This window comes from Roseateles sp. (assembly GCF_019237615.1).
Lineage (GTDB): Bacteria > Pseudomonadota > Gammaproteobacteria > Burkholderiales > Burkholderiaceae_C > Pelomonas.
This window is the reverse complement of sequence record NZ_JAFAGT010000001.1, coordinates 67,219-88,856: the sequence shown is the minus strand read 5'-3', so window position 1 is coordinate 88,856 and position 21,638 is coordinate 67,219. Positions and strand designations below refer to the sequence as shown.

Here is a 21,638-nt window from a genome sequence, read left to right as displayed (position 1 = left end):
GGCTTCAGCCGTTCACAGGTCTTCCGAGCCCAGCAGCATTTCCGAAATACCCTTGCCCGCCTTGACCATGGGCCAGACGTTCTCGGTCGGATCGGTGCGGATGTCGAGGAACACCGTGCGGTCGGTGAGCCGCATCGCTTCCTTCAGCGCCGGCTCCACGTCACCCGGCTTCTCGACCAGGATGCCCACGTGGCCATAGGCCTCGGCCAGCTTCACGAAGTTGGGCAGCGCGTCCATGTAGCTGTGCGAGTAGCGGCCCTCGTAGTCCAGCTCCTGCCACTGGCGCACCATGCCAAGGTAGCGGTTGTTCAGCGACACGATCTTGACCGGCGTCTTGTACTGGAAGCAGGTCGACAGCTCCTGGATGCACATCTGGATGCTGCCCTCGCCGGTGATGCAGAACACGTCCGACTCCGGCTTGGCGAGCTTGATGCCCATCGCATAGGGCAGGCCCACGCCCATGGTGCCCAGGCCGCCCGAGTTGATCCAGCGGCGCGGCTCGTCGAACTTGTAGTACTGCGCGGCCCACATCTGGTGCTGGCCCACGTCGGACGTGATGTAGGTGTCGCGGTCGCGCGTCAGCTTCCACAGCGTGTCGACGACCATCTGCGGCTTGATGACCTCGTCCGAGTCCTTGTAGACCAGGCAATCGCGGCTGCGCCACCCGTTGATCTGGCTCCACCAGGCATTGATGGCGTCAGCATCGGGCCTGGCCTGGGCCTCCCTGATCTGGGCGATCAGCTCCTGCAGCACGTCCTTGACGTCACCGACGATGGGGATGTCGACGCGCACACGCTTGGAGATCGACGAGGGGTCGATGTCCACGTGGATGATCTTGCGCTCCACCGAGCCGAAGTGCTTGGGGTTGCCGATGACGCGGTCGTCGAAGCGCGCGCCCACGGCCAGCAGCACGTCGCAATGCTGCATGGTCATGTTGGCCTCGTAGGTGCCGTGCATGCCCAGCATGCCCAGGAAGCGCGGGTCCGTGCCGGGCATGGCGCCCAGGCCCATCAGCGTGTTGGTGCAGGGGAAGCCCAGCAGGTCGACCAGCTGGCGCAGCTCCGTCGCTGCCTCGCCGAGGATGACGCCGCCGCCGGTATAGATATAGGGCCTCTTGGCCTGCAGCAGCAGCTGCACGGCCTTGCGGATCTGGCCGCTGTGGCCCTTCCTGACCGGGTTGTAGGAGCGCATCTCGATGCGCTCCGGATAACTGAACGTCGTCTTGGCCAGCGACACGTCCTTTGGGATGTCCACGACCACAGGTCCGGGGCGGCCCGTGCGGGCGATGTGGAAGGCCTTCTTCAGCGTGACGGCCAGGTCGCGCACGTCCTTGACGAGGAAGTTGTGCTTGACGATGGGGCGGGTGATGCCGACCGTGTCGCATTCCTGGAAGGCATCCAGGCCGATGGCCGGCGTTGGGACCTGTCCCGTGATGATGACCATCGGGATGGAGTCCATGTAGGCCGTCGCGATGCCGGTGATGGCATTCGTCACACCCGGACCCGAGGTCACCAGCGCCACGCCCACTTCGCCGGTCGCGCGGGCGAAACCGTCAGCGGCATGGACGGCGGCCTGCTCGTGGCGCACCAGCACATGCTGGATGCTGTCCTGCTTGTAGAGGGCGTCGTAGATGTAGAGCACCGCGCCACCGGGGTAACCCCAGAGATGGCGCACCCCTTCGGCCTGCAGGCAGCGAACGAGGATCTCGGAGCCGTTCAGCTCCGCGGTGGGGGAATTGGGGGAGGAAGATGGCGGCTGCGCCAGGGCGGCGCGCTTGATTTCCGCGGCAGACATGTCCATTTTCGAACCTCTGTGAATTTCTCTAACGAAAAACCATTGGTGCCCCTCTTCTCGCCCTCGTGAGGCGGATTCGGAGCCTGCGCAGTCAACCGATGGGGCCCCGGTCGGGCGGCCACGGAGAGAGCATGACTCTTTGTGCGAAACGCCATTATGCCGAGCAAAAATGCCTGAGCCTTCGTATCAGGCGAATGCCATAATCTGCGCTGCCGCCTGGACCCGCTCCTCAAGCCTTGGCAACCGACAAAGAACTCAACGATTTCCTGCGTACCGTGGACCGCCGCGCCTTCAAGCGCACGGCCTACCTGGTTCGAGACGACGATGCCGCCCTGGACATCGTGCAGGACGCCATGATCAAGCTGGCCGAGAACTATTTCGACCGCCCGGCGGCCGAACTCCCCCTGCTGTTCCAGCGCATCCTGTCGAACGCGACGATGGACCATTTCCGTCGCCAGAAGACGCGCAACGCCGTCATGACGAATATGTCGGACTTCGAGGGCGGCGATGGCGATGGCGACTTCGACCTGCTCGAGATTCTCGAGACCCAGGACGGCGCGATAGGCGCGTCCAGCACGGCCGACGAAGTCAGCCGGGCGCAGATATTGCAGCGCATCGAGGCGGAAGTCGAGCAGTTGCCGGCGCGTCAACGCGAAGCCTTCCTGCTGCGTTACTGGGAGGAACTGGATGTTGCAGAGACCGCCTCTGTGATGGGTTGTTCGGAAGGCAGCGTCAAGACGCACTGCTCCCGGGCGGTCCACGCGTTGGCGAAGTCGCTCAAGGCCAAGGGGATCACGCTATGAATTCGCCGTCGAAGTTTTCCACTCTCCCTACGGACCGGGACGCCCGCCTGAATGCGAGCGTCAAGCGCTTCGGCCTGCGCGTCGCTGCCAGCCTGACCGAACGCAGTGCCGAGCTCCCGCATGACGTGTCGGAGCGCCTGCGCTTCGCGCGCGAGCAGGCGCTGGCGCGCGCGGCCCAGGCCCGAGCCGCTCGCACGGCGGCGAACCCAGCCAGCCCCATGATGGTGCAGATGGGCACCACCTTGGCGCTGAGCGGCGGCCCGCGCGGCGCCGGCGGCCATGGCGACAGCGGTCTCTGGGCCAAGCTCGTCTCCGCCCTACCCCTGCTGGCGCTGCTGGCCGGTCTGCTGTTGATGCAGCAAGGCCAGAAGCATGAGGAGATCGTTGCCACCGCCGAGGTCGACACGGCCCTGCTCAGCGACCAACTGCCCCCGGCCGCCTTCGGCGACCCGGGCTTCGCGGAATTCCTGAGAGATGGACAAGAATGACCGGAGCCGCATGATCCGAGCCGCGCTGACGCCAGCCGTCGCCCCATCCCTCCTGCTGACTGCCCTGCTGCTGTGCGCAGCGGGGTTTTCTGCTTTTGCGCAGACGCCGGAGGCTGCCCCCGCACCCGAGGCCTCCGTTGCCAGTGCGCCTGCGGCGCCCGCGCGCGGCCAGCGGCCCGCGCAGCCGGTCCTGCCGCCGGTGTCCGCCCTGGCCACCGTACCGACCTGGCAGGCGTTGACGCCCGCGCAGCGCGAGCTGCTCGCGCCGCTGGAGCACGACTGGGACAAGCTGGGCCTCGGCCAGCGCAGCAAATGGCTGAACGCGACGCCGCGGCTGGCCAGGCTTTCACCCGAAGAACTGCGCCGGCTGCACGAGCGCATGCGCGACTGGGCGTACCTGAAGCCCTCCGAGCGGCTCGACGCGCGCGTCGGCTTCCAGGTCGCCAAGCAGGTCGACGCGGAACAGCGCCAGGCCAAGTGGGAGGCCTACCAGGCACTGCCGCCCGAGAGGCGCCAGGAACTGGCCGAGAAGGCCGCCGCCCGCCGCCGGGCCCAGACGCAGGCCAAGGCCGGTGGCCATGCGGCCAAGCCGCTGGCGGTCCAGTCCAAGTCCAACATCGTGCCCGCCTCGCCCAAGCTCGTCACGCCGGTGCCGGTGACCGGAAGCCTCCTGCAGGCCAAGCCCGGCGCGACCACGGTGCTGATGACGCGCCGGGCCACGCCGCCCCTGCACCAGGCCGCCGGCCAGCCCAAGGTCGTGGCCGACCCGACCCTGGTCGACCCCAAGACGCTGCTGCCCAAATCGCTGAAGGCGCCGTCCGCGGCCTCGACGCCGCGTCCATGACCGCGCCGCTCCCCGACCAGGGCGCCGCGCCTCCGGGCCTGGCGCGGCGCCTCGCGGCCTTCGTCTACGAGGGCGTGCTGCTGTTCGGCGTGATCTTCTTCACCGGCTTCCTCTACACGGTGCTGACCCGCCAGCAGCATGCGCTGGAGGGCCGCGTCGGCATGGGCCTCGTGCTATTCACGGTGATCGGCCTGTACTTCGTCGGCTTCTGGACCCGCTCGGGCCAGACACTGGCCATGAAGACCTGGCATCTGCGCGTCGTCGATGCCGAGGGGCGCCCGCTGGGCTGGCGCCGCGCCGTGCTGCGCTACCTCTTCAGCTGGCTGTGGTTCCTGCCGGCGCTGGTCAGCGTCTGGGCGCTGGGCCTGCACGGCGGCGGCGCCATCGGCGGCAGCCTGGCCGCCGGCATCGCTGCCTATGCGCTGATCGCGCGCCTGCATCCGCAGCGACAATTCCTGCACGACGCGATCTGCGGCTCGCGTGTCATCACCCTGCTTCCGCAGCGCTCATGAGCAACCCCCACAAGGGCCGCACCGGCCTGGATCGCATCATCCACGCCGCCGGCTACTCCTGGGCCGGCCTCAAGGCTGCCTACACCGGCGAAAGCGCCTTCCGCCAGGAGACCTGGTTGTGCGTCGTCGCCGCACCACTGACGTTCTGGCTGGCCAAATCCTGGGAGCAGGCCGCGCTGCTGCTGGGCTCGCTGCTGCTGGTACTGATCGTCGAGTTGCTGAACTCGGCCATCGAGGCCGTCGTGGACCGCGTCTCCTTCGAGCGGCACGAGCTGTCCAAGCGCGCCAAGGACATCGCCAGCGCCGCCGTGCTGATGGCCCTGCTGCTGGCCGCGGGCATCTGGGGCGCTGCGGCCTGGCAGCACCTGCGCTGACCTGCGACAGTACGGGGTCATGCTGCCCCGTGGTTTCACACTGATTCCCAGCCATGCCGACGGCATCGAAGCCGTCACGGCCGACTCGGCGCTGGCCTTCGGCCGGCACACGCATGGCGAATTCGGCATCGGCCTCATCGAGCGTGGCGCACAGAAGTCGGCGAGTGGGCGCGGCGTCGTCGAGGCGGCCGCCGGTGACGTGATCACCGTCAACCCCGGCGAGGTGCACGACGGCACGCCCTTGGCCGCTGGCGGGCGGCGCTGGCGCATGCTCTACATCAGCCCGACCCTGGTGCTGGACGCGGCCGACGACATCTCGCCCGGCGCGGCCTTCGAGTTCACGGCACCCGTCCTGCGCGACGCCGTTCTGGCAGCCCGCTTTCGGGCGCTGTTCGACGCCGCCACGGTCGGCAGGCGGGCGTGGTGCGCCGAGGCCGGCCTGCTGGAGCTGGTGGCCGGGCTGTTGAGGCCCGCCACCACGCGCGCAGCGGTCCACGCGGGTGTGGCGGCCGCGCGCGAGCGCATGGACGACGACCCGGCCGCCGACGCGGGCCTGAGCCGCTACCAGTTCCTGCGCGCCTTCACGCGCTTGACCGGCCTGCCGCCCCACGCCTACCGGCTGCAACGCCGCGTGCAGCGCGCCCGCCAGCTCGTACGCGGCGGCCTGCCGCTGGCCGACGCCGCCGCGGCCAGCGGCTTCGCGGACCAGAGCCACATGACGCGCTGTTTCGTGCGCAGCTACGGGCTCACGCCCGGCGCATGCATGCGACGCTGAAATTTCGTTCAAGACGCGGCCCCGCGGGCGCCGCAGCATGAGCGCCCCTTCAAGGAGCGTCTGCATGAACCTCGAATTCCTGACCGTCTCGCTGCTGGTCGTCGCCTCGCCGGGCACGGGTGCGGCGGTGACCATTGCCACCGGCCTGTCGCGGGGCGCCCGCATGGCCGCGGTCGCTGCCCTGGGCTGCACGCTGGGCATCGTGCCCCATATGCTGGCCGCCGTGACCGGCCTGGCCGCACTGCTGCATGCCAGCAGCCTGGCGTTCGAGACGGTGAAGTACGCCGGCGTGGCCTACCTGCTTCACATCGCATGGACGACGTGGCGCGAACAGGGCGTGCTGAGGATTGATCCCGACGGCACTGACCGCTCGGATTGGCAGGTCATCCGGCACGCCGTGCTCGTGAACCTGCTCAACCCAAAACTGTCGATGTTCTTCCTTGCGTTCCTGCCGCAGTTCATCTCACCGGATGACGCGGCGCCGACCGCCTCGATGCTGCAGCTGTCGGCCATCTTCATGGCCATGACCTTGGGCGTGTTCGCGCTCTACGGCGCCTTCGCGGCACGCATGCGCGACCGGGTGCTGGGCAGTCCGACGGCAATGACCTGGCTGAGACGCGGCTTCGCTGCCACCTTCGTGGCGCTGGGCGCGAAGCTGGCCCTCACGGCACGCTAGACGGCGGCCTCGTCCGTCTCGCCGGTGCGGATGCGGATGACCTGCTCGACCGGCAGCACGAAGATCTTGCCGTCGCCGATCTTGCCGGTCTTGGCCGCCTTCAGGATGGCGTCGATGCAGCGCTCGACCTCGTCGTCCTTCACGACGACCTCGACCTTGACCTTGGGCAGGAAGTCGACGACGTACTCAGCGCCACGGTAGAGCTCGGTGTGGCCCTTCTGGCGGCCAAAGCCCTTGACCTCGGTGACCGTCAACCCTGATGCACCCACCTCGGCCAGCGCCTCGCGGACCTCGTCCAGCTTGAAAGGTTTGATGATGGCGGTGATCTGCTTCATGACGGGACTCCGGTTGACTGCTCCGAGTTTACGCACGGAACCTGGACGTGATGGGGTAGCGCCAGTCCCTGCCGAAGCCCCGATGGGTGATGCGTATGCCCACCGGCGCCTGGCGGCGCTTGTATTCGTTGATCTTTATCAGGCGCGTGACGCGCTCCACGTCCTCAGGCTTGAAACCCGCGGCAACAATTTCGGCGATGGACTGGTCCTGCTCCATGTAGCGCGCCAGGATGGCATCCAGCACCTCGTAGGGCGGCAGGCTGTCCTCGTCCTTCTGGTCCGGGCGCAACTCGGCCGATGGCGGGCGGGTGATGATGCGCTCGGGGATGATCTCGGGGCCCTGCGCATTGCGCCAGCGCGCCAGGCGGAAGACCAGCGTCTTGGCCACGTCCTTGATGACGGCAAAGCCGCCGGCCATGTCGCCGTACAGCGTGCAGTAGCCGGTGGCCATCTCGCTCTTGTTGCCCGTCGTCAGCACGATGCTGCCGAACTTGTTGGACAAGGCCATCAGCAGCGTGCCGCGGATGCGGGCCTGGATGTTCTCCTCGGTGGCGTCGGCGGCCAGGCCCTTGAACTCGTCGGCCAGCGTCGCGTTGAAGGCGTCGAACATGGGCACGATGCTCATCTCGTCGTAGCGCACGTTCAGGCGCTCGGCCATGTCGCGGGCGTCTATCCAGGAGATGTCGGCCGTGTAGGGCGAGGGCATCATGACCGCCCTGACCTTGTCGGCGCCCAGCGCGTCGACGGCGATGGCCAGCACCAGCGCCGAATCGATGCCGCCCGACAGGCCCAGGATGGCGCCGGGGAAGCCGTTCTTGCCGAGGTAGTCGCGCACGCCGACCACCAGCGCCTGCCAGACCTGGGCTTCCATCTCGAGCGCGGGCGCAATCGTGCCGCTCAGGCGGTGCGCGGCGTCGACCTCGATGACGGCCAGCGCTTCCTCGAACATCGGCGCCCGTGCGGCCAGCGCGCCGTCGGCCTGGACGGCGAAGGACGCGCCGTCGAAGACCATCTCGTCCTGCCCGCCGACGAGATGGGCATAGACCAGCGGCAGGCCCGCGGCGCGCGCGCGCTCGGCCATGCGGGTCTCGCGCTCCTCGACCTTGCCGACATGGAAGGGCGAGGCATTGATGACGCACAGCAACTCGGCGCCCGCGTCTTGAGCTGCGGCGGCGGGCTCGTCGAACCAGGCGTCCTCGCAGATCAGCAGGCCGACCTTGAACCCGCGCACGTCGAAGACGACCGGGCCCAGCCCCGCGTCGCGCCCCGAGTAGAAATAGCGGCGCTCGTCGAAGACCTGATAGTTGGGCAGCTCGCGCTTGGCATAGGTCTGCGTCACGCGGCCGCCGGCCAGTACCGAGGCCGCGTTCAGGCACGGCGGCAGCGACCAGCTGCGCTCGCGCACGACGCCGTCCTCGCGCGCCAGCGGGTGGCCCACGACGACCTGCAGTCCCGCGCAGTCAGCCAGCTCAGCGGCGATGCGGCGCAGCTGCACGTCGCAGGCGGAGAGAAACGCCGGGCGCAGCAGCAGGTCCTCGGGTGGATAGCCGCACAGCGCCAGCTCGGGCGTGACGAGCAGGTCTGCGCCGGCCGTATGCGCGGCGCGCGCCTTGGCAATGATGCGGTCCGCATTGCCCGCCAGATCGCCGACGACGACGTTGATCTGGGCCAGGGCAATCTTCAAGGGCGAGGGCATGGGCAACGGCAGTTCAGGACACGAGACCGGCATTGTCATTCGGGTCGGCAACTCGCCCGCCGCGCGACCCGAAAGCCATCGATGCGCCCGGCCTATCGGCCGCCGTGCCACCTCCACAGGCTTGAGGATGGACGTCCCCGCCCGACGGCGTAGCTTGCCAGCGTCCAGTCACCCAGTCGCAGCGGCCGGCACAAGGAGTTCATCCACGATGGAACAGCGGATCCTGACCGTGGGCGGCCTGCGTTCGCCGGCCCTGTGCGCTGGCGATGGCGCGTCGCCGCAAGCCGTCGTGTTCGTCCATGGCAACCCGGGCTCCTGCCGCGACTGGCTTGGCCTGATCGAGCAGGTCGCGCCGTTCAGCCGCGCCTTCGCGCCCGACCTGCCGGGCTTCGGCAAGGCCGACAGGCCGGCCGACTTCGACTACACCGTCGCCGGCTATGCCCGGCACCTCGGGCGCCTGATCGCTTCTCAGGGCATCGCACGCGTGCATCTCGTGCTGCACGACTTCGGTGGCCCCTGGGGCCTGCAATGGGCGGCCGAGCACCCGGACCGGGTCGCGAGCGTCACGCTGCTCAACATCGGCGCCCTGCCCGGCTACCGCTGGCACTATCTGGCCCGCATCTGGCGCACGCCCCTGATCGGGGAGTTGTTCATGGCCCTCACCAACCGCCCCGGGCTGCGGCTCGCGCTGCGCCATGGCAACCCGCGCGGCCTGCCCCAGCCCTTCTTCGACGAGATGTATGCGAACTACGACGCCGGCACGCGCAGGGCCATCCTGAAGCTCTACCGCAACACCAGCGATCTCGGCGCCCTGGCTGAACTGGCCGCCAGCGCGCTCGCGCCCAGAAGGATTCCGGCACTGGTGGTCTGGGGGGCTCGCGACCCCTACGTCCCCGTGAAGTTCGCGGAAATGCAGCGCCGCTTCTTCGCGGTCGAGCAGGTCGTACGCCTGGAAGACAGCGGGCATTGGCCCATGATCGACAACCCAGCCGCCGTCGCGCAGGCCGTGCTGCCCTTCCTGCGCTCGCAGACGGGCCGCGCCTGAGGCCGGGCCGCCACGCTCCCGGTCTCGCCCGGCCCGCGCCGGATCAACCCCAGCCGCATGCGCCGCGCGCGCTTGGGCAATGATGCCGCCCATGTCGCCCTGCAGCCCGGCAGGGTGAAACCACTGACCATTGCATGGCATCCTCTTCCAACGCGGCTGAGAAGGCCGCCGTCATCCGGGTCGACGCCGACCCGGCGGCCCTGCCCGAGCGCGCCTGGGACGCCCTGCTCGCGGCCCAGGCTCGGCCCACGCCCTTCATGCGGCTGGCTTATCTGCGCGCGCTGCACGCCAGCGGCAGCGCCGTCGCGACCACGGGCTGGCAGCCGCAGTTCGTGTCGCTGTGGCGTGGCGACGAGCTGCTGGCGGCCTGCCCGGCCTATCTCAAGGGCCACAGCTATGGCGAGTACGTGTTTGACTGGGCTTGGGCCGAGGCCTACCACCGCCATGGGCTGAGCTACTACCCGAAGCTGCTGGTGGCCGTGCCCTTCACGCCGGTGCCGGGCAGCCGGCTGCTGGCCGTCGACGACGAAGCACGCGCCATGCTTGCCCAGGCCTTGCGCGCGCTGGCCCGGGAGACCGAGGCTTCCTCCCTGCACGTGCTGTTCGGCGACGACGCCGACCAGGCGGCGCTGGCGGCAGCCGGCTGCATGGCCCGCGGCGGCGTGCAGTTCCACTGGACGGCCGAGGGCGACACCGACTTCGCCGCCTTCCTCGCCCGTCTGCAGCGCGACAAGCGCAAGAAGATCCAGCAGGAGCAGCGCCGCGTGCGCGAGGCGGGCATCGTCTTCGAGACTCGCCTTGGCCAGGACATCCGGCCCGAGGACTGGGACTACTTCTACCGCTGCTACCGGCAGACCTACAGCGAGCACCGCAGCACGCCCTATCTCAGTCGCGACTTCTTCGCCCGCATGGCCGTCGACATGCCGGAGCACTGGCTGATGTTCACGGCCCGTCGCGCCGGCGTGCACGTGGCGACCTCCCTGATCGCGCTGGACCCCGAGCGCCGCGCCGCCTTCGGCCGCTACTGGGGAGCCACCGAGCCCATCCCCAACCTGCACTTCGACGCCTGCTACTACCAGCCGCTGGCCTGGTGCATAGACCACGGCTACCAACGCTTCGAGGGCGGGGCCCAGGGCGAGCACAAGATGGCCCGCGGCCTGATGCCCACGCCCACCGCGTCCAGCCACTGGCTGGCTCACCCGGCCTTCGCCGAGGCGGTGAACGACTTCCTGGCCCGTGAGGGCCAGGCGGTGGCGGGCTACCTCGACGAGCTGGGTGAGCACGGCCCGTTCAAAGCAAAAGACGCCGCGGATGCGGCGTCTTGAGCGGAGCGGGACGGGTCAGGCCTTGGCGTAGTTGGCCATGCCTTCGGCGATCTCCGACTTGGCCTTCTCCGGGCCTTCCCAGCCCTTGACCTTGACCCACTTGTTGGCTTCCAGGTCCTTGTAATGCTCGAAGAAATGCTGGATGGCCTTCAGGCGCATCGGGTTCACGTCCTCGATCTTCTGCCAGTGGTCGTACATGGGCAGGATCTTGCTGGTGGGCACGGCCAGCAGCTTGGCGTCGCCACCCGCCTCGTCGTCCATCATCAGCACGCCCAGCGGGCGGCAGGTCACGACGACGCCGGGCGTCAGCGCGAAAGGGGTGATGACCAGCACGTCGACCGGATCGCCATCGTCGGCCAGCGTCTTGGGGATGTAGCCGTAGTTGCACGGGTAGTACATCGGCGTGGTCAGGAAGCGATCGACGAACAGGGCGCCGCTGTCCTTGTCGACCTCGTACTTGATCGGGTCGGCATTCATCGGAATCTCGATGATGACATTGAATTCGTCGGGCGCCTTGGCGCCGGGGCTCACGTTCTGCAGGCTCATGGTCGTCGTTCTTGGGGCTAAGGAAAACCCCGATTCTAGGTTTGCTGGTAAACGCTCAGCTGACAGCCACGACCCGGCCCGTAAGCTCCGCCGCGCAGGCCGCGCAGCCCGCGAGGCCGCTGATCGCACGCTAAACAGGAGACTTGTTCATGTCGACGGAAGTGGCGCTGTATTTCGCGCTGGCCTGCGGCCTCGCGGCCGTTCTTTATGGCTTCATACAAAGAAGCTGGATCCTGAGCCAGGATGCCGGCAACGCCCGCATGCAGGAAATCGCCGCGGCGATCCAGCAGGGTGCGGCCGCCTACCTGGGCCGGCAGTACCGCACCATCGCCATGGTCGGCGTCGTGCTGGCCATCGCCATCGCTGCCTCCGGCCTGGGCACGACGACGGCCATAGGCTTCGTCGTCGGCGCGCTGCTGTCGGGCGTCTGCGGCTTCATCGGCATGAACATTTCCGTGCGCGCCAACGTGCGTACCGCACAGGCGGCATCCAAAGGTATTGGCCCGGCGCTGGACGTGGCCTTCAAGGGCGGCGCCATCACCGGCATGCTGGTGGTGGGCCTGGGCCTGCTGGGCGTGGGCGGCTTCTACATGGCCATTGGCGGCGGGCATGACAGCACAGCCTTGAAGCCCATGCTGGGCCTGGCCTTCGGCTCCTCGCTGATCTCCATTTTCGCCCGCCTGGGCGGCGGCATCTTCACCAAGGGCGCCGACGTGGGCGCCGACCTGGTCGGCAAGGTCGAGGCCGGCATCCCCGAGGACGATCCGCGCAACCCCGCCGTCATCGCCGACAACGTGGGCGACAACGTCGGCGACTGCGCCGGCATGGCGGCCGACCTGTTCGAGACCTACGCCGTCACGCTGATCGCCGCGATGGCGCTGGGCGCGCTGATGGTCACGGGCTCGAGCGCGATGGCCGGCGTGGTCTACCCGCTGGCGCTGGGTGGCGTGTCCATCATCGCATCCATCATCGGCTGCCTCTTCGTCAAGGCCAGCCCCGGCATGAAGAACGTGATGCCGGCGCTGTACAAGGGCCTGATCGTGGCCGGCGTGCTGAGCCTGATCGCCTTCTACTTCGTCACCCGTGCCATGTTCCCCGGCAGCATCGAACTGACCGGCGGCGGCACGACCAACGCGACGGCGCTGTTCGGCGCCTGCGCCGTTGGCCTGGTGCTGACGGCCGCCATGGTCTGGATCACCGAGTACTACACCGGCACGCAGTACCACCCGGTGCAGCATGTGGCGCAGGCCTCCACCACCGGACATGGCACCAACGTCATTGCCGGCCTGGGCGTATCGATGAAGTCCACCGCCTGGCCGGTGCTGTTCGTCTGTGCGGCCATCTATTCGGCCTATGCACTGGCGGGCCTGTACGGCATCGCCGTCGCCGCCACCTCCATGTTGAGCATGGCCGGCATCATCGTCGCGCTGGACGCCTACGGCCCCATCACCGACAACGCCGGCGGCATCGCCGAGATGAGCGAGCTGCCGGACAGCGTGCGCGACGTGACCGATCCGCTGGACGCCGTCGGCAACACCACCAAGGCCGTCACCAAGGGCTACGCCATCGGCTCGGCCGGCCTGGCGGCGCTGGTGCTGTTCGCCGACTACACGCACGCGCTGGAAGCGCGTGGCATGCACGTCAGCTTCGACCTGTCCGACCACAAGGTCATCCTGGGCCTGTTCATCGGCGGCCTGATCCCCTATCTCTTTGGTGCGATGGCGATGGAGGCCGTGGGCCGCGCGGCGGGTGCGGTCGTGGTGGAAGTGCGCAAGCAGTTCGCCGACGGCGCCATCATGGCCGGCCAGCGCAAGCCGGACTACAGCGCCGCCGTCGACATGCTGACCAGCGCGGCCATCAAGGAGATGATCGTGCCGTCGCTGCTGCCGGTGGCCGCACCCATCATCGTGGGCATGACGTTGGGCCCGGCCGCGCTAGGCGGCCTGCTGATGGGCACCATCGTGACCGGCCTGTTCGTCGGCATCTCCATGTGTACCGGCGGCGGCGCCTGGGACAACGCCAAGAAGCTCATCGAGGAAGGCTTCAAGGACGACAAGGGCGTGCTGCACAAGAAGGGCAGCGAGGCGCACAAGGCCGCCGTCACCGGCGACACCGTGGGCGACCCCTACAAGGACACGGCCGGCCCGGCCGTGAACCCGCTGATCAAGATCATCAACATCGTGGCCCTGCTCATCGTGCCGCTGCTGCCGATGACGGCGGGCAGCCAGGCACCCGAGCCGACGCATGCCAGCGCCGCCGCGGTGGCGCCCGCCGCGCCGGCCGCCAGCATGGGCGAGGCGCCGGCCTCGGCGGCATCGCAGCCGTAGCCGGGTAAATCCGGTGCGCGGCGGCCCGAGAAGCGGGACTTCTCGGGCCGTTCCCACATCTGGCGCAGGCAGAATTGCAACCCATGGCGAGCATGGCGATCACGAGGCACGAGCTGACGCGACGACGCGAACAACTGCAGGACCTGCAGCGCTATCTCGCGGTGCTGGAGGCCGACCATGACGGCGCCCGCGCCAAGCTGCTGGGCTTCCGCCAGCGCTACCTCGAGGCCCTGGGCCCGCTGATGCGCGAGCTCGACGAGCTGGAGGCCCAGCTCCACCAGGCCACGGCCTTGCTGTCCGAAGCCCTGAAGCGCCAGGGCGTGGAGGCGCCCATGTCGGCCTCGCCGCGCGCCAAGGCCTGGCCCGACACCCCCGCGCTGCCGGATGCGACGCCGCTGCCGCCCGAGCCCACGGGTCCGACGACCGACCTACCGCCACCCAGCCTGAAGACGCTGTACCGGCGCGCAGCCATGCGCTTCCACCCCGACCTGGCACCTTCCGGCCCGGAGCGCGAGGTCTGCGAGCAGCGCATGATGATCGTCAACGACGCCTACGCCAGCGGCGACCGGCATAGGCTGGAGACCCTGCTGCTGGCGGCCGGCGAACTGCCCGAGAAGGTCATCGGCGGCCCGGCCGACGCTGTGCGCGCATGGCTGGGCCTGTGCGAGCACATGGTGCAAGGCCGCATCCGCGTCGTGCAGGCGCAGACGGCCATGCTGCAGGCCCAGCAGATGCACGAGCTGCGCATTGCCGTAGAGCGCGCCGAGGTCGGCGGCATGCGCCCGCTGGACATCATGGCTGCGCGGCTGCGTGCCCAGATCGCGGAGCGCCGCCAGGAGCTCTACATCGGCGAGCGCGTGGGCGGCGACGCCAGCCTGGCGGCCGATTTCCTGCGCAAGCGCCACCAGCGGCTGACCTGAGCGCGGCGCGGCCCGCCGGAACGCGCGCGCCTCCGGGCGTCAGTCGTCGCTATTGACCACCACAGGATCGGTGCTGGCGTACAGCCCATCCACCTGGCCGGCGTTGGAGAACATCAGCACGACGCCCTTTTCGACCGTGTTGGTGGTGGGCATGGGAATGACCACCATGCCCTCGTCGTTCGACGGCGTGAAGTTCTTGTCGTTCATGCTGGCCGGATGGCCCAGCGTCTTGAAGACGGCACCAAGCAAGGTCAGCGCAGAGCCTTCGGCCTGGCCAATGGTGCAACCACCAGCCTGCTGCGGGATGACCAGCCGATCGCCCTCCACCGGCTGCTTGGCAGCGTAGTCGTAGAAATAGAGGCAGGAGGCGAACTGGCCGGACGGGTCGATGCTGGCACGGACAAAGTACTGGGATGGCATGGAACATATCCTCCAAATAAGGGACAAGTCACGGGTCCGAACCGCCGCCTAACGCCGCGTTGCAAGCCAGTCCCGCGTGGTGGAGGTTTGTACCTCCTTGCTCTCGGGCCAGCATGGCTGCAATTCCAGCCAGGCTCTCGTGACTTCGTAGTCCATGCGCAATAGCTCACGGAAACCGTCGAAGTCGCTCACGACGTCCGCGCAGCGTGCATCCCGCTGCGCGCCCTTGCCCGGATAGCGGAGCGCCGCAGCCTCCGTCTCTGCGAGTGCGCGGGCCAGGCGGAACTCGGTAGGCCTGTCGTGCCAGGCCTTGCGAAGCTGGAGCACGGTTTCGTCCAGCAGCCGTGCGGCCTCGGCCGGCGTTGCTGCGAGCGTTTCCGCGCGCAGCCGAGCCCATCGGGCACGTTCGGTCAGCCGGCGCAAGCGGGTGGCTTCGCCGCCAGCCGCCTCGGCGCGCTCCAGCGCTTCGGTCAGTTGGGGCAGGCGCTCGCGCAGCATGCGCTGGCGATCCGCGGCCGGCAACGCGTCCGCGGCATGCAACTGGGCGACCAGCAGATCGGCCTGCCAGCTTCGGTTGGCAGGATCTCGCTCGACCAGCTTCTCAAGCCCCCGCACGGCACTCGCCAACAGCTGCGGCGCCCGGTAGGCTTGCCCCGCCTGCAGGCTGCTCAAGCCCAGCCAGCGCTGCAGCACCGCGAGGCGGTGAGCCCACTGAGCATCGGCCGGCTGACCCTGCTGCAGGGTCTCGACGATGCCCAGTGCCTCCTCGAAGGCCTTCACCGCCGCCGTGAACTCGCCCTGCCACAGCTTGGCCTGGCCCTGCCAGCTCAAATCGTTGGCGAAATCACCCAGCACCTGGATGCGCCTCTCACCCTCGAGGCGTTCGAGGACGCGCCGCTTGATGTCGGTCGCCTGCGCAAAGGCGGCCTCCACCTCACCCAGCCGGCCCGTTGCCAATGCCAGGCTGCCAAGGTTGGTATGTGCATAGGACAGCTCGACCTGGGCTTCGGCGCTCTGGGGTTGGGCTTTCAGCCAGGCCTCGCTCACACGCCGGTACGCCTCCCACGATAGGCGCGCTCCGTCGTGGTCGCGCTGCAGAAGCTGGACCTGGCCTATCCAGAAATGCGCGGCGCCCTGCGCCTTGCGCCAGTCGGCGGTCAGCGTCGGCTCGGGCGGCTCCCCCTGCAACAGCGCGCTGGCGGCCTGCAGGGGCTCCATGGCCGCCGCCAGCTCCCGCTTGGACACACGCACCTCGCCGATGACGGTCAGCGCCTTGGCACGCTGTAGACGATCCGTGCCCTCCGGGTCCTGCGCGAGAAAGCTCAGGGCCTTGCCGCCCACGCTGTCCAGCAGCTCCAGCCGACCGATAGGCCGCAGCTTGTCGGCGAACTCGCCAAGCATGTAGCTGAGCAAGTCCTCGGCCTGCTGGCGCCTTGCCTGGGCCTGCTGCTCTGCGGCCTCGGCGCGCCGCGCCTGCACCAGGCTGGCGGTGGTGGATGCCAGCAGCAGCAGCACCGCCGCCGTGCCCGCAGCCACGGCAAGGCGGTGGCGGCGCACGAAGCGGCCCAGCACATAGAGCCGGCTGTCCGGCCGCGCGCCTATGGGCTCGTGGGCCAGCCAGCAGCGCAGGTCGGCCGCCAGGCCCTCGGCATTGACATAGCGCTCCGCCGGCTGCTTCTTCAGCGCCTTGGCGACGATGGTGTCCAGGTCGCCGCGCAACTGGCGGGCCTGGCGGGACGGCAGGGGGTCGGCCCCCTGCCGCGCCGCATCCGAGAGCCGGCGCGGCACCTGCTCCACCACGGCCTTGAGCAGATCAAGCCGCATCTGCGTGTCCGCGGCCGTCGGATGCCCGCCGCCCAGCAACTGGTAAAGCAGCACGCCCAATGCGTAGACGTCTGTCGCCGTCGTCACTTCAGACTGCTGCACCTGCTCGGGCGCGGCGTACTGCGGCGTGTAGGCGTGGCCGGCCAGCTGTGTCAGCTCTGTATTTGCCACGCCCTGCCCCGCATCGTCCAGCAGCTTGGCGATGCCGAAGTCCAGAAGCTTCACCTCGCCCGAGCGGGTGACGAGGATGTTGCTGGGCTTGAGATCGCGGTGCAGGATCAGACGGGCATGCGCATGGCCCACCGCGGCCAGCACGTCGAGGAAGAGGCGTACCCGGGCCTCGATGTCGAGGCCATGCTCGCGGCAATAGGCGTCGATGGGCTGGCCGTCCACATACTCCAGCACCAGATAGGGCTGGCCCTGCACGACGCCGGCATCGAGCAGCCGGGCGATGTGCGGATGGGACAGGCGCGCGAGAATCTGCCCTTCGCGCGCGAAGCGTCCCGTGTCGCCCGCGGCGAACAGGCCGGCCCTGAGGAACTTCACCGCGACGCGGCCCTCGAATCGGCCATCCACGCGCTGCGCCGTCCAGACGCTGCCCATGCCCCCCTGGCCCAGCTCGCGCTCCAGCCGGTAGGGGCCGATGGTCAGGCCCTGCGCCACGGGGCTTTCGGGCGGCGCATCCAGCTGCAGGGTGTCGGCCACCGGGCGCTCCAGGAAGCCGCCGTCGTTCAATGCCTGCTCCTGCAGCAGCAGTGCGCGCAGTTCGTCGGCCAGCGCGGCGTCCTGCAGCGACAACGCATCCAGGCGCCGCGCCCGGGCGTCGCCGTCCAGGTCCAGCAGCTCGTCCAGCAGTGGGCTCAACACCAGCCAGCGTTCCTTGGGGAGTGGGGTCATGTCTTGAGACTCATGGCAAGGAAGAGCCTGGCTTTCTGCCAGTCGCGCTGCACGGTGCGCTCGGTCACGTTCAGCGCCTGGGCGATCTCCTGTTCCAGCAACCCGCCAAAGTAGCGCATCTCCACGACCTGGGCCAGGCGCGGCTCCAGCTGCGCCAGCTCCTCCAGCGCCTCGTGCACGCGCAGCACATGGTCCTCGTCCTGCGGGGCCAGCTCGGCCACGGCGGTGTTCAGCGTCAGCGCCTGCGCGCCGCCGCCGCGCCGGTCCGCCTGCCGGGCACGCACCAGGTCGATCACCACGCTACGCATGGCCCGCGCCACATAGGCCAGGAAGTAGCGCCGGTCCGGGAACTCGGCATCCGGCACGCCTTCCAGGCGCAGCCAGGCCTCGTGCACCAGGGCCTGGGTGTCGAGCAGGGTGAGATCGCCGGAGCGCCGCAGGCGGCTGCGGGCCAGGCGCTGGAGGTCGGCATACAGCCGCCCCACCACCTGGTCGGCCGCGGCCCGGTCGCCGGCCTGGGCCGCCCTCAACAGTTGGGTGATCTCTTGCACCGCCCAAACTGTAACGGCCGGTAGGGGCCGGGCGGGCGGGACAAACGCGGTTGCGCGCGAGGTACGAAGTTTTTTTGCACGGCGATGTCGGGTTCCGGAGCGCGGCCGCGTTCTTCAGTGTGATGCCTCAATGCGCCGCCCGGCCGGCGGCCCGTGGCCAATCCTTACGGAGCCCGTTCATGTCCGTCACACAACTCGTCCTTCAGGACACAGCCCCCACCGGCCGCGGCGGCTATGCGCCCACGCGGCCGATGGTGCAATCGCTGGTCGAACTCGTCCCCTATCTGTCGCGGCGGTTGGCCCGCTGCCGGCGCGACGGCGAGCAAATGGCCCTGCTGTGGATAGAGCTCGCCCCCGTGCCCTCGCCGGTGGCCGACGCCGCCGGCACGACGGCCGAACTGCTGCGCACCGCGGGCCTGCGCGTACGCAACCGCGTGCGCGGCACCGATGAGGTCGTGCAGGTGGGCGAACAAGGCTTTGCCGTGCTGCTGCCGGGCGCCGGCGGCGCGGAAGCAGCCCTGGTGGCCCTCAGGCTCAAGCAGACGCTGTCGGGCGCCTACGGGCTGGACAGCGGGCAGGCCCACCTCGCCGTGGCCATGGGCGAAGCCGCCTACCCAGAGACCGGGCTCACCGGCACCGAGCTGGCCGAGGCCGCGCAGCGCAGCCTGGCTCTGCGTCAGGAGGCCTGAACCCCAAGCCGCCGCCCTCCGGCCCCGTTCACACCTCCAGCCACTCCTTGCGGACGTAGGCGTTGGCGCGCAGGTCCGCCGGGCTGCCCTCGAAGACGATGCGGCCGTGGCCCATCACATAGCAGCGCTCGGAAATTTCCAGCGCGATGGCCAGCTTCTGCTCGACCAGCAGTACCGCGATACCACGTTCCTTCAGCGCCTTCAGGTACTCGGCCACCAGCTCGACGATCTTGGGCGCCAGCCCCTCGGTAGGCTCGTCGATCATGATGAGGTCGGGGTCGCCCATCAGCGTGCGGCAGAGTGTGAGCATCTGCTGCTCGCCGCCGGACAGCACGCCGGCCTCGGTGTGCTGCCGCTCCCTGAGCCGCGGAAACATGCGGTACATGTCCTCGAAGCTCCAGCGCGGGCTCTTGTTGCGGGTCTTCTCGCCCAGCATCAGGTTCTGGTGCACCGTCAACTTGGGAAAGATATCGCGGTTCTCCGGCACATAGCCCAGGCCCAGGTGGGCGATCTCGTAGGCCTTGCGGCCCACCAGCTCCTGCCCGCCCCACTGCACCGAGCCCTTGGCGTCGACCTGGCCCATGATGGTCTTGACCGTCGTCGAGCGGCCCGCGCCGTTGCGGCCCAGAAGACTCACGATCTCCCCGGGCTTCACCTCCATGCTGACACCATGCAGCACATGGCTCTTGCCATAGAAGGCGTGGACGTTGTCCAGCTTGAGGAGTCTGCCTTCGGTCATGCCGCCGCCTGGGTTTCTGCGAGCACGGAGCCGAGGTAGGCCTCCTGCACGCGTGCATTCGCGCGCACCGCATCCGGTGTATCGAAGGCGATGACCTCGCCATAGACCAGCACGGCGATCTTGTCTGCCAGGCCGAAGACGACACCCATGTCGTGCTCCACGGTCAGCAGCGTCTTGCCGACGGTCACGTCGCGAATCAGCTGGATGAAGCGCTGGGTCTCGCTCTTGCTCATGCCGGCTGTGGGCTCGTCCAGCAGGATGACGCTGGAGCCGCCGGCGATGGTGATGCCGATCTCCAGCGCCCGAGCCTCGGCGTAGGTGAGGTTCATGGCCAGCACGTCGCGGCGCTTGTCGAGCTTGATCATCTCGAGGATGTGCTCGGTGCGGTCGTTGGCGTCGTCCAGGTCGGCGAGGAACTTCCAGAACGCGTAGCGGTGGCCCAGGCTCCACAGCACCGCGCAGCGGATGTTCTCGAACACGCTCAGGCGCGTGAACAGGTTGGAGACCTGGAAGCTGCGCGACAGCCCCTGCCGGTTGATCTCGTAGGGCTTGCGGCCGTCGATGCGCTGGCCGTGCAGGTGGATCTCCCCCGACGTGGGTGCGAAGCGGCCGCTGATCAGGTTGAACAGCGTGCTCTTGCCCGCGCCGTTGGGCCCGATGATGGCGACACGCTCGCCGGCCTGCACGGCCAGGTTGGCGCCGCGGATGATCTCGCTCTTGCCGAAGCTCTTGCGCACGTCGCGCAGCTCGAGGGCGAAGCTCATAGCGCCTCCCTGCGCTTGATTTCCTTCTCGATGTCCTCCTGGATCTCGCCCCACTCGTGCACGTACCGGCGGCGCACCAGCTCGAACAGGGCCGCACCGACGACGATCAGCAGGCCCGCGCCGAACCAGGCATCCACGCCCGCGCTGTTCAGCGTCGCGCCCATGAAGCGCAGCTCGGGACCCAGCGCCTCGTTGAGCTGGCGGTGGTAGACCATCTCGATCATGGTCGCCGCACCCACCAGCGCCGCCAGTGCCGTGCCGGCCAGCGCGAGATAGGACGTCCAGAGCTTCTTCAGCTTGCCGAAGGCCGCGACGCGCAGGTTCATCAGGATAAGGCTGGCGAAGCCGCCCGGCGCGTACATGACCATGAAGAGGAAGATCAGCCCCAGGTACAGCAGCCATGCCTTGGTCAGCTCCGACAGCAGCACGCCGCAGAAGACCATCAGCACGGCGCCGATGATGGGGCCGAAGAAGAAGGTTGCGCCGCCCAGGAACGTGAACAGCAGGTAGGCGCCCGAGCGCGTCGCATGCAGCACCTCGCCGTTGACGATCTCGGTGTTGATGGCGCCCAGCCCGCCCGCGACACCGGCGAAGAAGCCGGAGATGGCGAACGCCATGAAGCGCACCCAATGCGTGTTGTAGCCAACGAACTCGACGCGCTCGGGGTTGTCACGGACGGCGTTCAGCATGCGGCCCAGGGGCGTGCGCGTCAGCGCGAACATGGCCGCCGTGCAGATGAAGCAATAGACGGCGACCAGGTAGTAGACCTGGATCTGCGGCCCGTAGCTGATGCCCAGCACCGGCTGGCCGATGACGCGATTGCTGGACACGCCGCCCTCGCCGCCCGAGAACTCGGGCAGCATCAGCGCCAGCGCGAACACCAGCTCGCCGATGCCCAGCGTGATCATCGCGAATGGCGTACCGGCCTTCTTCGTCGACACGTAGCCCAGCAGCGCCGCGCACACCAGGCCGGCGGCGCCACCGACCAGCGGCACCAGGCTGACGGGCAGGCCCAGCGTGCCGGCACCGGCCATGTTCAGCGCATGGATGGCCAGGAAGGCGCCCATGCCGCTGTAGACGGCATGGCCGAAGCTCAGCATGCCGCCCTGGCCCAGCAGGATGTTGTAGGCCAGGCAGGCAATGACGCCTATGCCCATCTGCGTCAGCATGGTCTGCGCGAGGCCACTGGTCCAGATGCGCGGCGCGACCAGCAGCACCAGCGCGAACAGCCCCCAGACGAACCAGCGCCCGACGTTGAGCGGCTTGAAGTGGAATTCCTTGGCCTGGCTCATCG

22 protein-coding genes are annotated in these 21,638 nt (G+C 68.7%); 12 read left to right on the top strand and 10 right to left on the bottom strand.

What is annotated here, in order from left to right:
- Positions 1–12 precede the first annotated feature (12 nt).
- A complete protein-coding gene (locus JOY88_RS00445) occupies positions 13–1,800 on the bottom strand; it encodes an acetolactate synthase 3 catalytic subunit (protein ID WP_293499356.1) in 1,788 nt (595 codons plus the stop codon).
- A 230-nt stretch (positions 1,801–2,030) separates the two neighbouring features.
- Between JOY88_RS00445 and JOY88_RS00440 the strand changes: the two genes are divergently transcribed.
- From JOY88_RS00440 to JOY88_RS00410, 7 genes are all read left to right on the top strand, one after another.
- The gene (locus tag JOY88_RS00440) at positions 2,031–2,597 is read left to right on the top strand and encodes an RNA polymerase sigma factor (RefSeq protein ID WP_293499354.1); all 567 of its coding nucleotides are present in this window, start codon (positions 2,031–2,033) and stop codon (positions 2,595–2,597) included.
- Positions 2,594–3,085: a DUF3619 family protein gene (locus JOY88_RS00435; protein WP_293499352.1), complete on the top strand. Its 492-nt coding sequence runs from the start codon at positions 2,594–2,596 to the stop codon at positions 3,083–3,085. Before JOY88_RS00440 ends, JOY88_RS00435 begins: the two co-directional genes overlap by 4 nt.
- A 10-nt stretch (positions 3,086–3,095) precedes the next feature.
- Positions 3,096–3,929, top strand: coding sequence for a DUF3106 domain-containing protein (locus JOY88_RS00430; protein WP_293499350.1), 834 nt, complete (start codon positions 3,096–3,098; stop codon positions 3,927–3,929).
- Complete coding sequence (locus tag JOY88_RS00425) at positions 3,926–4,441, top strand: RDD family protein (protein ID WP_293499348.1); 516 nt, start codon at positions 3,926–3,928, stop codon at positions 4,439–4,441. The genes JOY88_RS00430 and JOY88_RS00425 overlap by 4 nt, the downstream gene beginning before the upstream one ends.
- A complete protein-coding gene (locus JOY88_RS00420; protein ID WP_293499346.1) occupies positions 4,438–4,815 on the top strand; it encodes a diacylglycerol kinase in 378 nt (125 codons plus the stop codon). The genes JOY88_RS00425 and JOY88_RS00420 overlap by 4 nt, the downstream gene beginning before the upstream one ends.
- Positions 4,816–4,834: 19 nt before the next feature.
- Positions 4,835–5,590, top strand: a complete 756-nt coding sequence (locus tag JOY88_RS00415) for an AraC family transcriptional regulator (RefSeq protein ID WP_293499344.1) — start codon at positions 4,835–4,837, stop codon at positions 5,588–5,590.
- A gap of 64 nt (positions 5,591–5,654) precedes the next feature.
- Positions 5,655–6,266, top strand: coding sequence for a LysE family translocator (locus tag JOY88_RS00410; RefSeq protein WP_293499342.1), 612 nt, complete (start codon positions 5,655–5,657; stop codon positions 6,264–6,266).
- Here JOY88_RS00410 and JOY88_RS00405 read toward each other — a convergent pair.
- Positions 6,263–6,601, bottom strand: a complete 339-nt coding sequence (locus JOY88_RS00405; protein ID WP_293499340.1) for a P-II family nitrogen regulator — start codon at positions 6,599–6,601, stop codon at positions 6,263–6,265. The genes JOY88_RS00410 and JOY88_RS00405 overlap by 4 nt on opposite strands.
- Before the next feature lie 28 nt (positions 6,602–6,629).
- On the bottom strand, positions 6,630–8,297 hold the full coding sequence (locus tag JOY88_RS00400) for an NAD+ synthase (protein ID WP_293499338.1): 1,668 nt from the start codon (positions 8,295–8,297) through the stop codon (positions 6,630–6,632).
- Between the two features lie 208 nt (positions 8,298–8,505).
- On the opposite strand from JOY88_RS00400, the gene JOY88_RS00395 reads away from it, so the two are divergent.
- Together JOY88_RS00395 and JOY88_RS00390 are read left to right on the top strand one after the other, a co-directional pair.
- Positions 8,506–9,342 carry an alpha/beta fold hydrolase gene (locus JOY88_RS00395; RefSeq protein WP_293499336.1) on the top strand — a complete coding sequence of 279 codons (837 nt, stop codon included), beginning with the start codon at positions 8,506–8,508 and terminating at the stop codon, positions 9,340–9,342.
- A 134-nt stretch (positions 9,343–9,476) separates the two neighbouring features.
- Positions 9,477–10,667: a GNAT family N-acetyltransferase gene (locus JOY88_RS00390; RefSeq protein WP_293499334.1), complete on the top strand. Its 1,191-nt coding sequence runs from the start codon at positions 9,477–9,479 to the stop codon at positions 10,665–10,667.
- A gap of 15 nt (positions 10,668–10,682) precedes the next feature.
- Here JOY88_RS00390 and ppa read toward each other — a convergent pair whose 3' ends face one another.
- Entirely contained in the window at positions 10,683–11,213 is a 531-nt protein-coding gene (gene ppa / locus JOY88_RS00385; protein ID WP_293499332.1) for an inorganic diphosphatase, read from the bottom strand.
- A 149-nt stretch (positions 11,214–11,362) separates the two neighbouring features.
- On the opposite strand from ppa, the gene JOY88_RS00380 reads away from it, so the two are divergent.
- Together JOY88_RS00380 and JOY88_RS00375 are read left to right on the top strand one after the other, a co-directional pair.
- Positions 11,363–13,540, top strand: a complete 2,178-nt coding sequence (locus tag JOY88_RS00380) for a sodium-translocating pyrophosphatase (protein ID WP_293499330.1) — start codon at positions 11,363–11,365, stop codon at positions 13,538–13,540.
- 92 nt (positions 13,541–13,632) lie between these two features.
- The gene (locus JOY88_RS00375) at positions 13,633–14,460 is read left to right on the top strand and encodes a J domain-containing protein (protein ID WP_293499328.1); all 828 of its coding nucleotides are present in this window, start codon (positions 13,633–13,635) and stop codon (positions 14,458–14,460) included.
- Between the two features lie 39 nt (positions 14,461–14,499).
- On the opposite strand, the gene JOY88_RS00370 is transcribed toward JOY88_RS00375, so the two are convergent.
- The 3 genes from JOY88_RS00370 to JOY88_RS00360 are packed head-to-tail and all read right to left on the bottom strand — an operon-like array spanning position 14,500 to position 18,152.
- Positions 14,500–14,880, bottom strand: a complete 381-nt coding sequence (locus JOY88_RS00370) for a hypothetical protein (RefSeq protein WP_293499326.1) — start codon at positions 14,878–14,880, stop codon at positions 14,500–14,502.
- Positions 14,881–14,928: 48 nt separating this feature from the next.
- A complete protein-coding gene (locus JOY88_RS00365; protein ID WP_293499324.1) occupies positions 14,929–17,601 on the bottom strand; it encodes a serine/threonine-protein kinase in 2,673 nt (890 codons plus the stop codon).
- Positions 17,598–18,152 (bottom strand): ECF-type sigma factor, encoded by a 555-nt coding sequence (locus tag JOY88_RS00360; protein WP_293499322.1) that lies wholly within the window; start codon positions 18,150–18,152, stop codon positions 17,598–17,600. The genes JOY88_RS00365 and JOY88_RS00360 overlap by 4 nt, the downstream gene beginning before the upstream one ends.
- 179 nt (positions 18,153–18,331) lie before the next feature.
- Here JOY88_RS00360 and JOY88_RS00355 point away from each other — a divergent pair, with 179 nt between their 5' ends.
- On the top strand, positions 18,332–18,841 hold the full coding sequence (locus JOY88_RS00355; protein ID WP_293499320.1) for a diguanylate cyclase domain-containing protein: 510 nt from the start codon (positions 18,332–18,334) through the stop codon (positions 18,839–18,841).
- 28 nt (positions 18,842–18,869) lie between these two features.
- On the opposite strand, the gene JOY88_RS00350 is transcribed toward JOY88_RS00355, so the two are convergent.
- From JOY88_RS00350 to JOY88_RS00340, 3 genes are read right to left on the bottom strand one after another with little or no spacing between them, the layout of a single operon-like run.
- Entirely contained in the window at positions 18,870–19,580 is a 711-nt protein-coding gene (locus JOY88_RS00350) for an ABC transporter ATP-binding protein (RefSeq protein WP_293499318.1), read from the bottom strand.
- A complete protein-coding gene (locus tag JOY88_RS00345; protein ID WP_293499316.1) occupies positions 19,577–20,344 on the bottom strand; it encodes an ABC transporter ATP-binding protein in 768 nt (255 codons plus the stop codon). The genes JOY88_RS00350 and JOY88_RS00345 overlap by 4 nt, the downstream gene beginning before the upstream one ends.
- Positions 20,341–21,636: a branched-chain amino acid ABC transporter permease gene (locus tag JOY88_RS00340; RefSeq protein ID WP_293499314.1), complete on the bottom strand. Its 1,296-nt coding sequence runs from the start codon at positions 21,634–21,636 to the stop codon at positions 20,341–20,343. Before JOY88_RS00340 ends, JOY88_RS00345 begins: the two co-directional genes overlap by 4 nt.
- Between the last annotated feature and the right edge of the window lie 2 nt (positions 21,637–21,638).

Coding starts and splice junctions, on each gene's coding strand:
- JOY88_RS00445 (WP_293499356.1), bottom strand. CDS start 1,800: ATGGACATGTCTGCCGCGGAAATCAAGCGCGCCGCCCTGGCGCAGCCG.
- JOY88_RS00435 (WP_293499352.1), top strand. CDS start 2,594: ATGAATTCGCCGTCGAAGTTTTCCACTCTCCCTACGGACCGGGACGCC.
- JOY88_RS00430 (WP_293499350.1), top strand. CDS start 3,096: ATGATCCGAGCCGCGCTGACGCCAGCCGTCGCCCCATCCCTCCTGCTG.
- JOY88_RS00425 (WP_293499348.1), top strand. CDS start 3,926: ATGACCGCGCCGCTCCCCGACCAGGGCGCCGCGCCTCCGGGCCTGGCG.
- JOY88_RS00420 (WP_293499346.1), top strand. CDS start 4,438: ATGAGCAACCCCCACAAGGGCCGCACCGGCCTGGATCGCATCATCCAC.
- JOY88_RS00415 (WP_293499344.1), top strand. CDS start 4,835: ATGCTGCCCCGTGGTTTCACACTGATTCCCAGCCATGCCGACGGCATC.
- JOY88_RS00410 (WP_293499342.1), top strand. CDS start 5,655: ATGAACCTCGAATTCCTGACCGTCTCGCTGCTGGTCGTCGCCTCGCCG.
- JOY88_RS00405 (WP_293499340.1), bottom strand. CDS start 6,601: ATGAAGCAGATCACCGCCATCATCAAACCTTTCAAGCTGGACGAGGTC.
- JOY88_RS00400 (WP_293499338.1), bottom strand. CDS start 8,297: ATGCCCTCGCCCTTGAAGATTGCCCTGGCCCAGATCAACGTCGTCGTC.
- JOY88_RS00395 (WP_293499336.1), top strand. CDS start 8,506: ATGGAACAGCGGATCCTGACCGTGGGCGGCCTGCGTTCGCCGGCCCTG.
- JOY88_RS00390 (WP_293499334.1), top strand. CDS start 9,477: ATGGCATCCTCTTCCAACGCGGCTGAGAAGGCCGCCGTCATCCGGGTC.
- ppa (WP_293499332.1), bottom strand. CDS start 11,213: ATGAGCCTGCAGAACGTGAGCCCCGGCGCCAAGGCGCCCGACGAATTC.
- JOY88_RS00380 (WP_293499330.1), top strand. CDS start 11,363: ATGTCGACGGAAGTGGCGCTGTATTTCGCGCTGGCCTGCGGCCTCGCG.
- JOY88_RS00375 (WP_293499328.1), top strand. CDS start 13,633: ATGGCGATCACGAGGCACGAGCTGACGCGACGACGCGAACAACTGCAG.
- JOY88_RS00370 (WP_293499326.1), bottom strand. CDS start 14,880: ATGCCATCCCAGTACTTTGTCCGTGCCAGCATCGACCCGTCCGGCCAG.
- JOY88_RS00365 (WP_293499324.1), bottom strand. CDS start 17,601: ATGACCCCACTCCCCAAGGAACGCTGGCTGGTGTTGAGCCCACTGCTG.
- JOY88_RS00355 (WP_293499320.1), top strand. CDS start 18,332: ATGTCCGTCACACAACTCGTCCTTCAGGACACAGCCCCCACCGGCCGC.
- JOY88_RS00350 (WP_293499318.1), bottom strand. CDS start 19,580: ATGACCGAAGGCAGACTCCTCAAGCTGGACAACGTCCACGCCTTCTAT.
- JOY88_RS00345 (WP_293499316.1), bottom strand. CDS start 20,344: ATGAGCTTCGCCCTCGAGCTGCGCGACGTGCGCAAGAGCTTCGGCAAG.
- JOY88_RS00340 (WP_293499314.1), bottom strand. CDS start 21,636: ATGAGCCAGGCCAAGGAATTCCACTTCAAGCCGCTCAACGTCGGGCGC.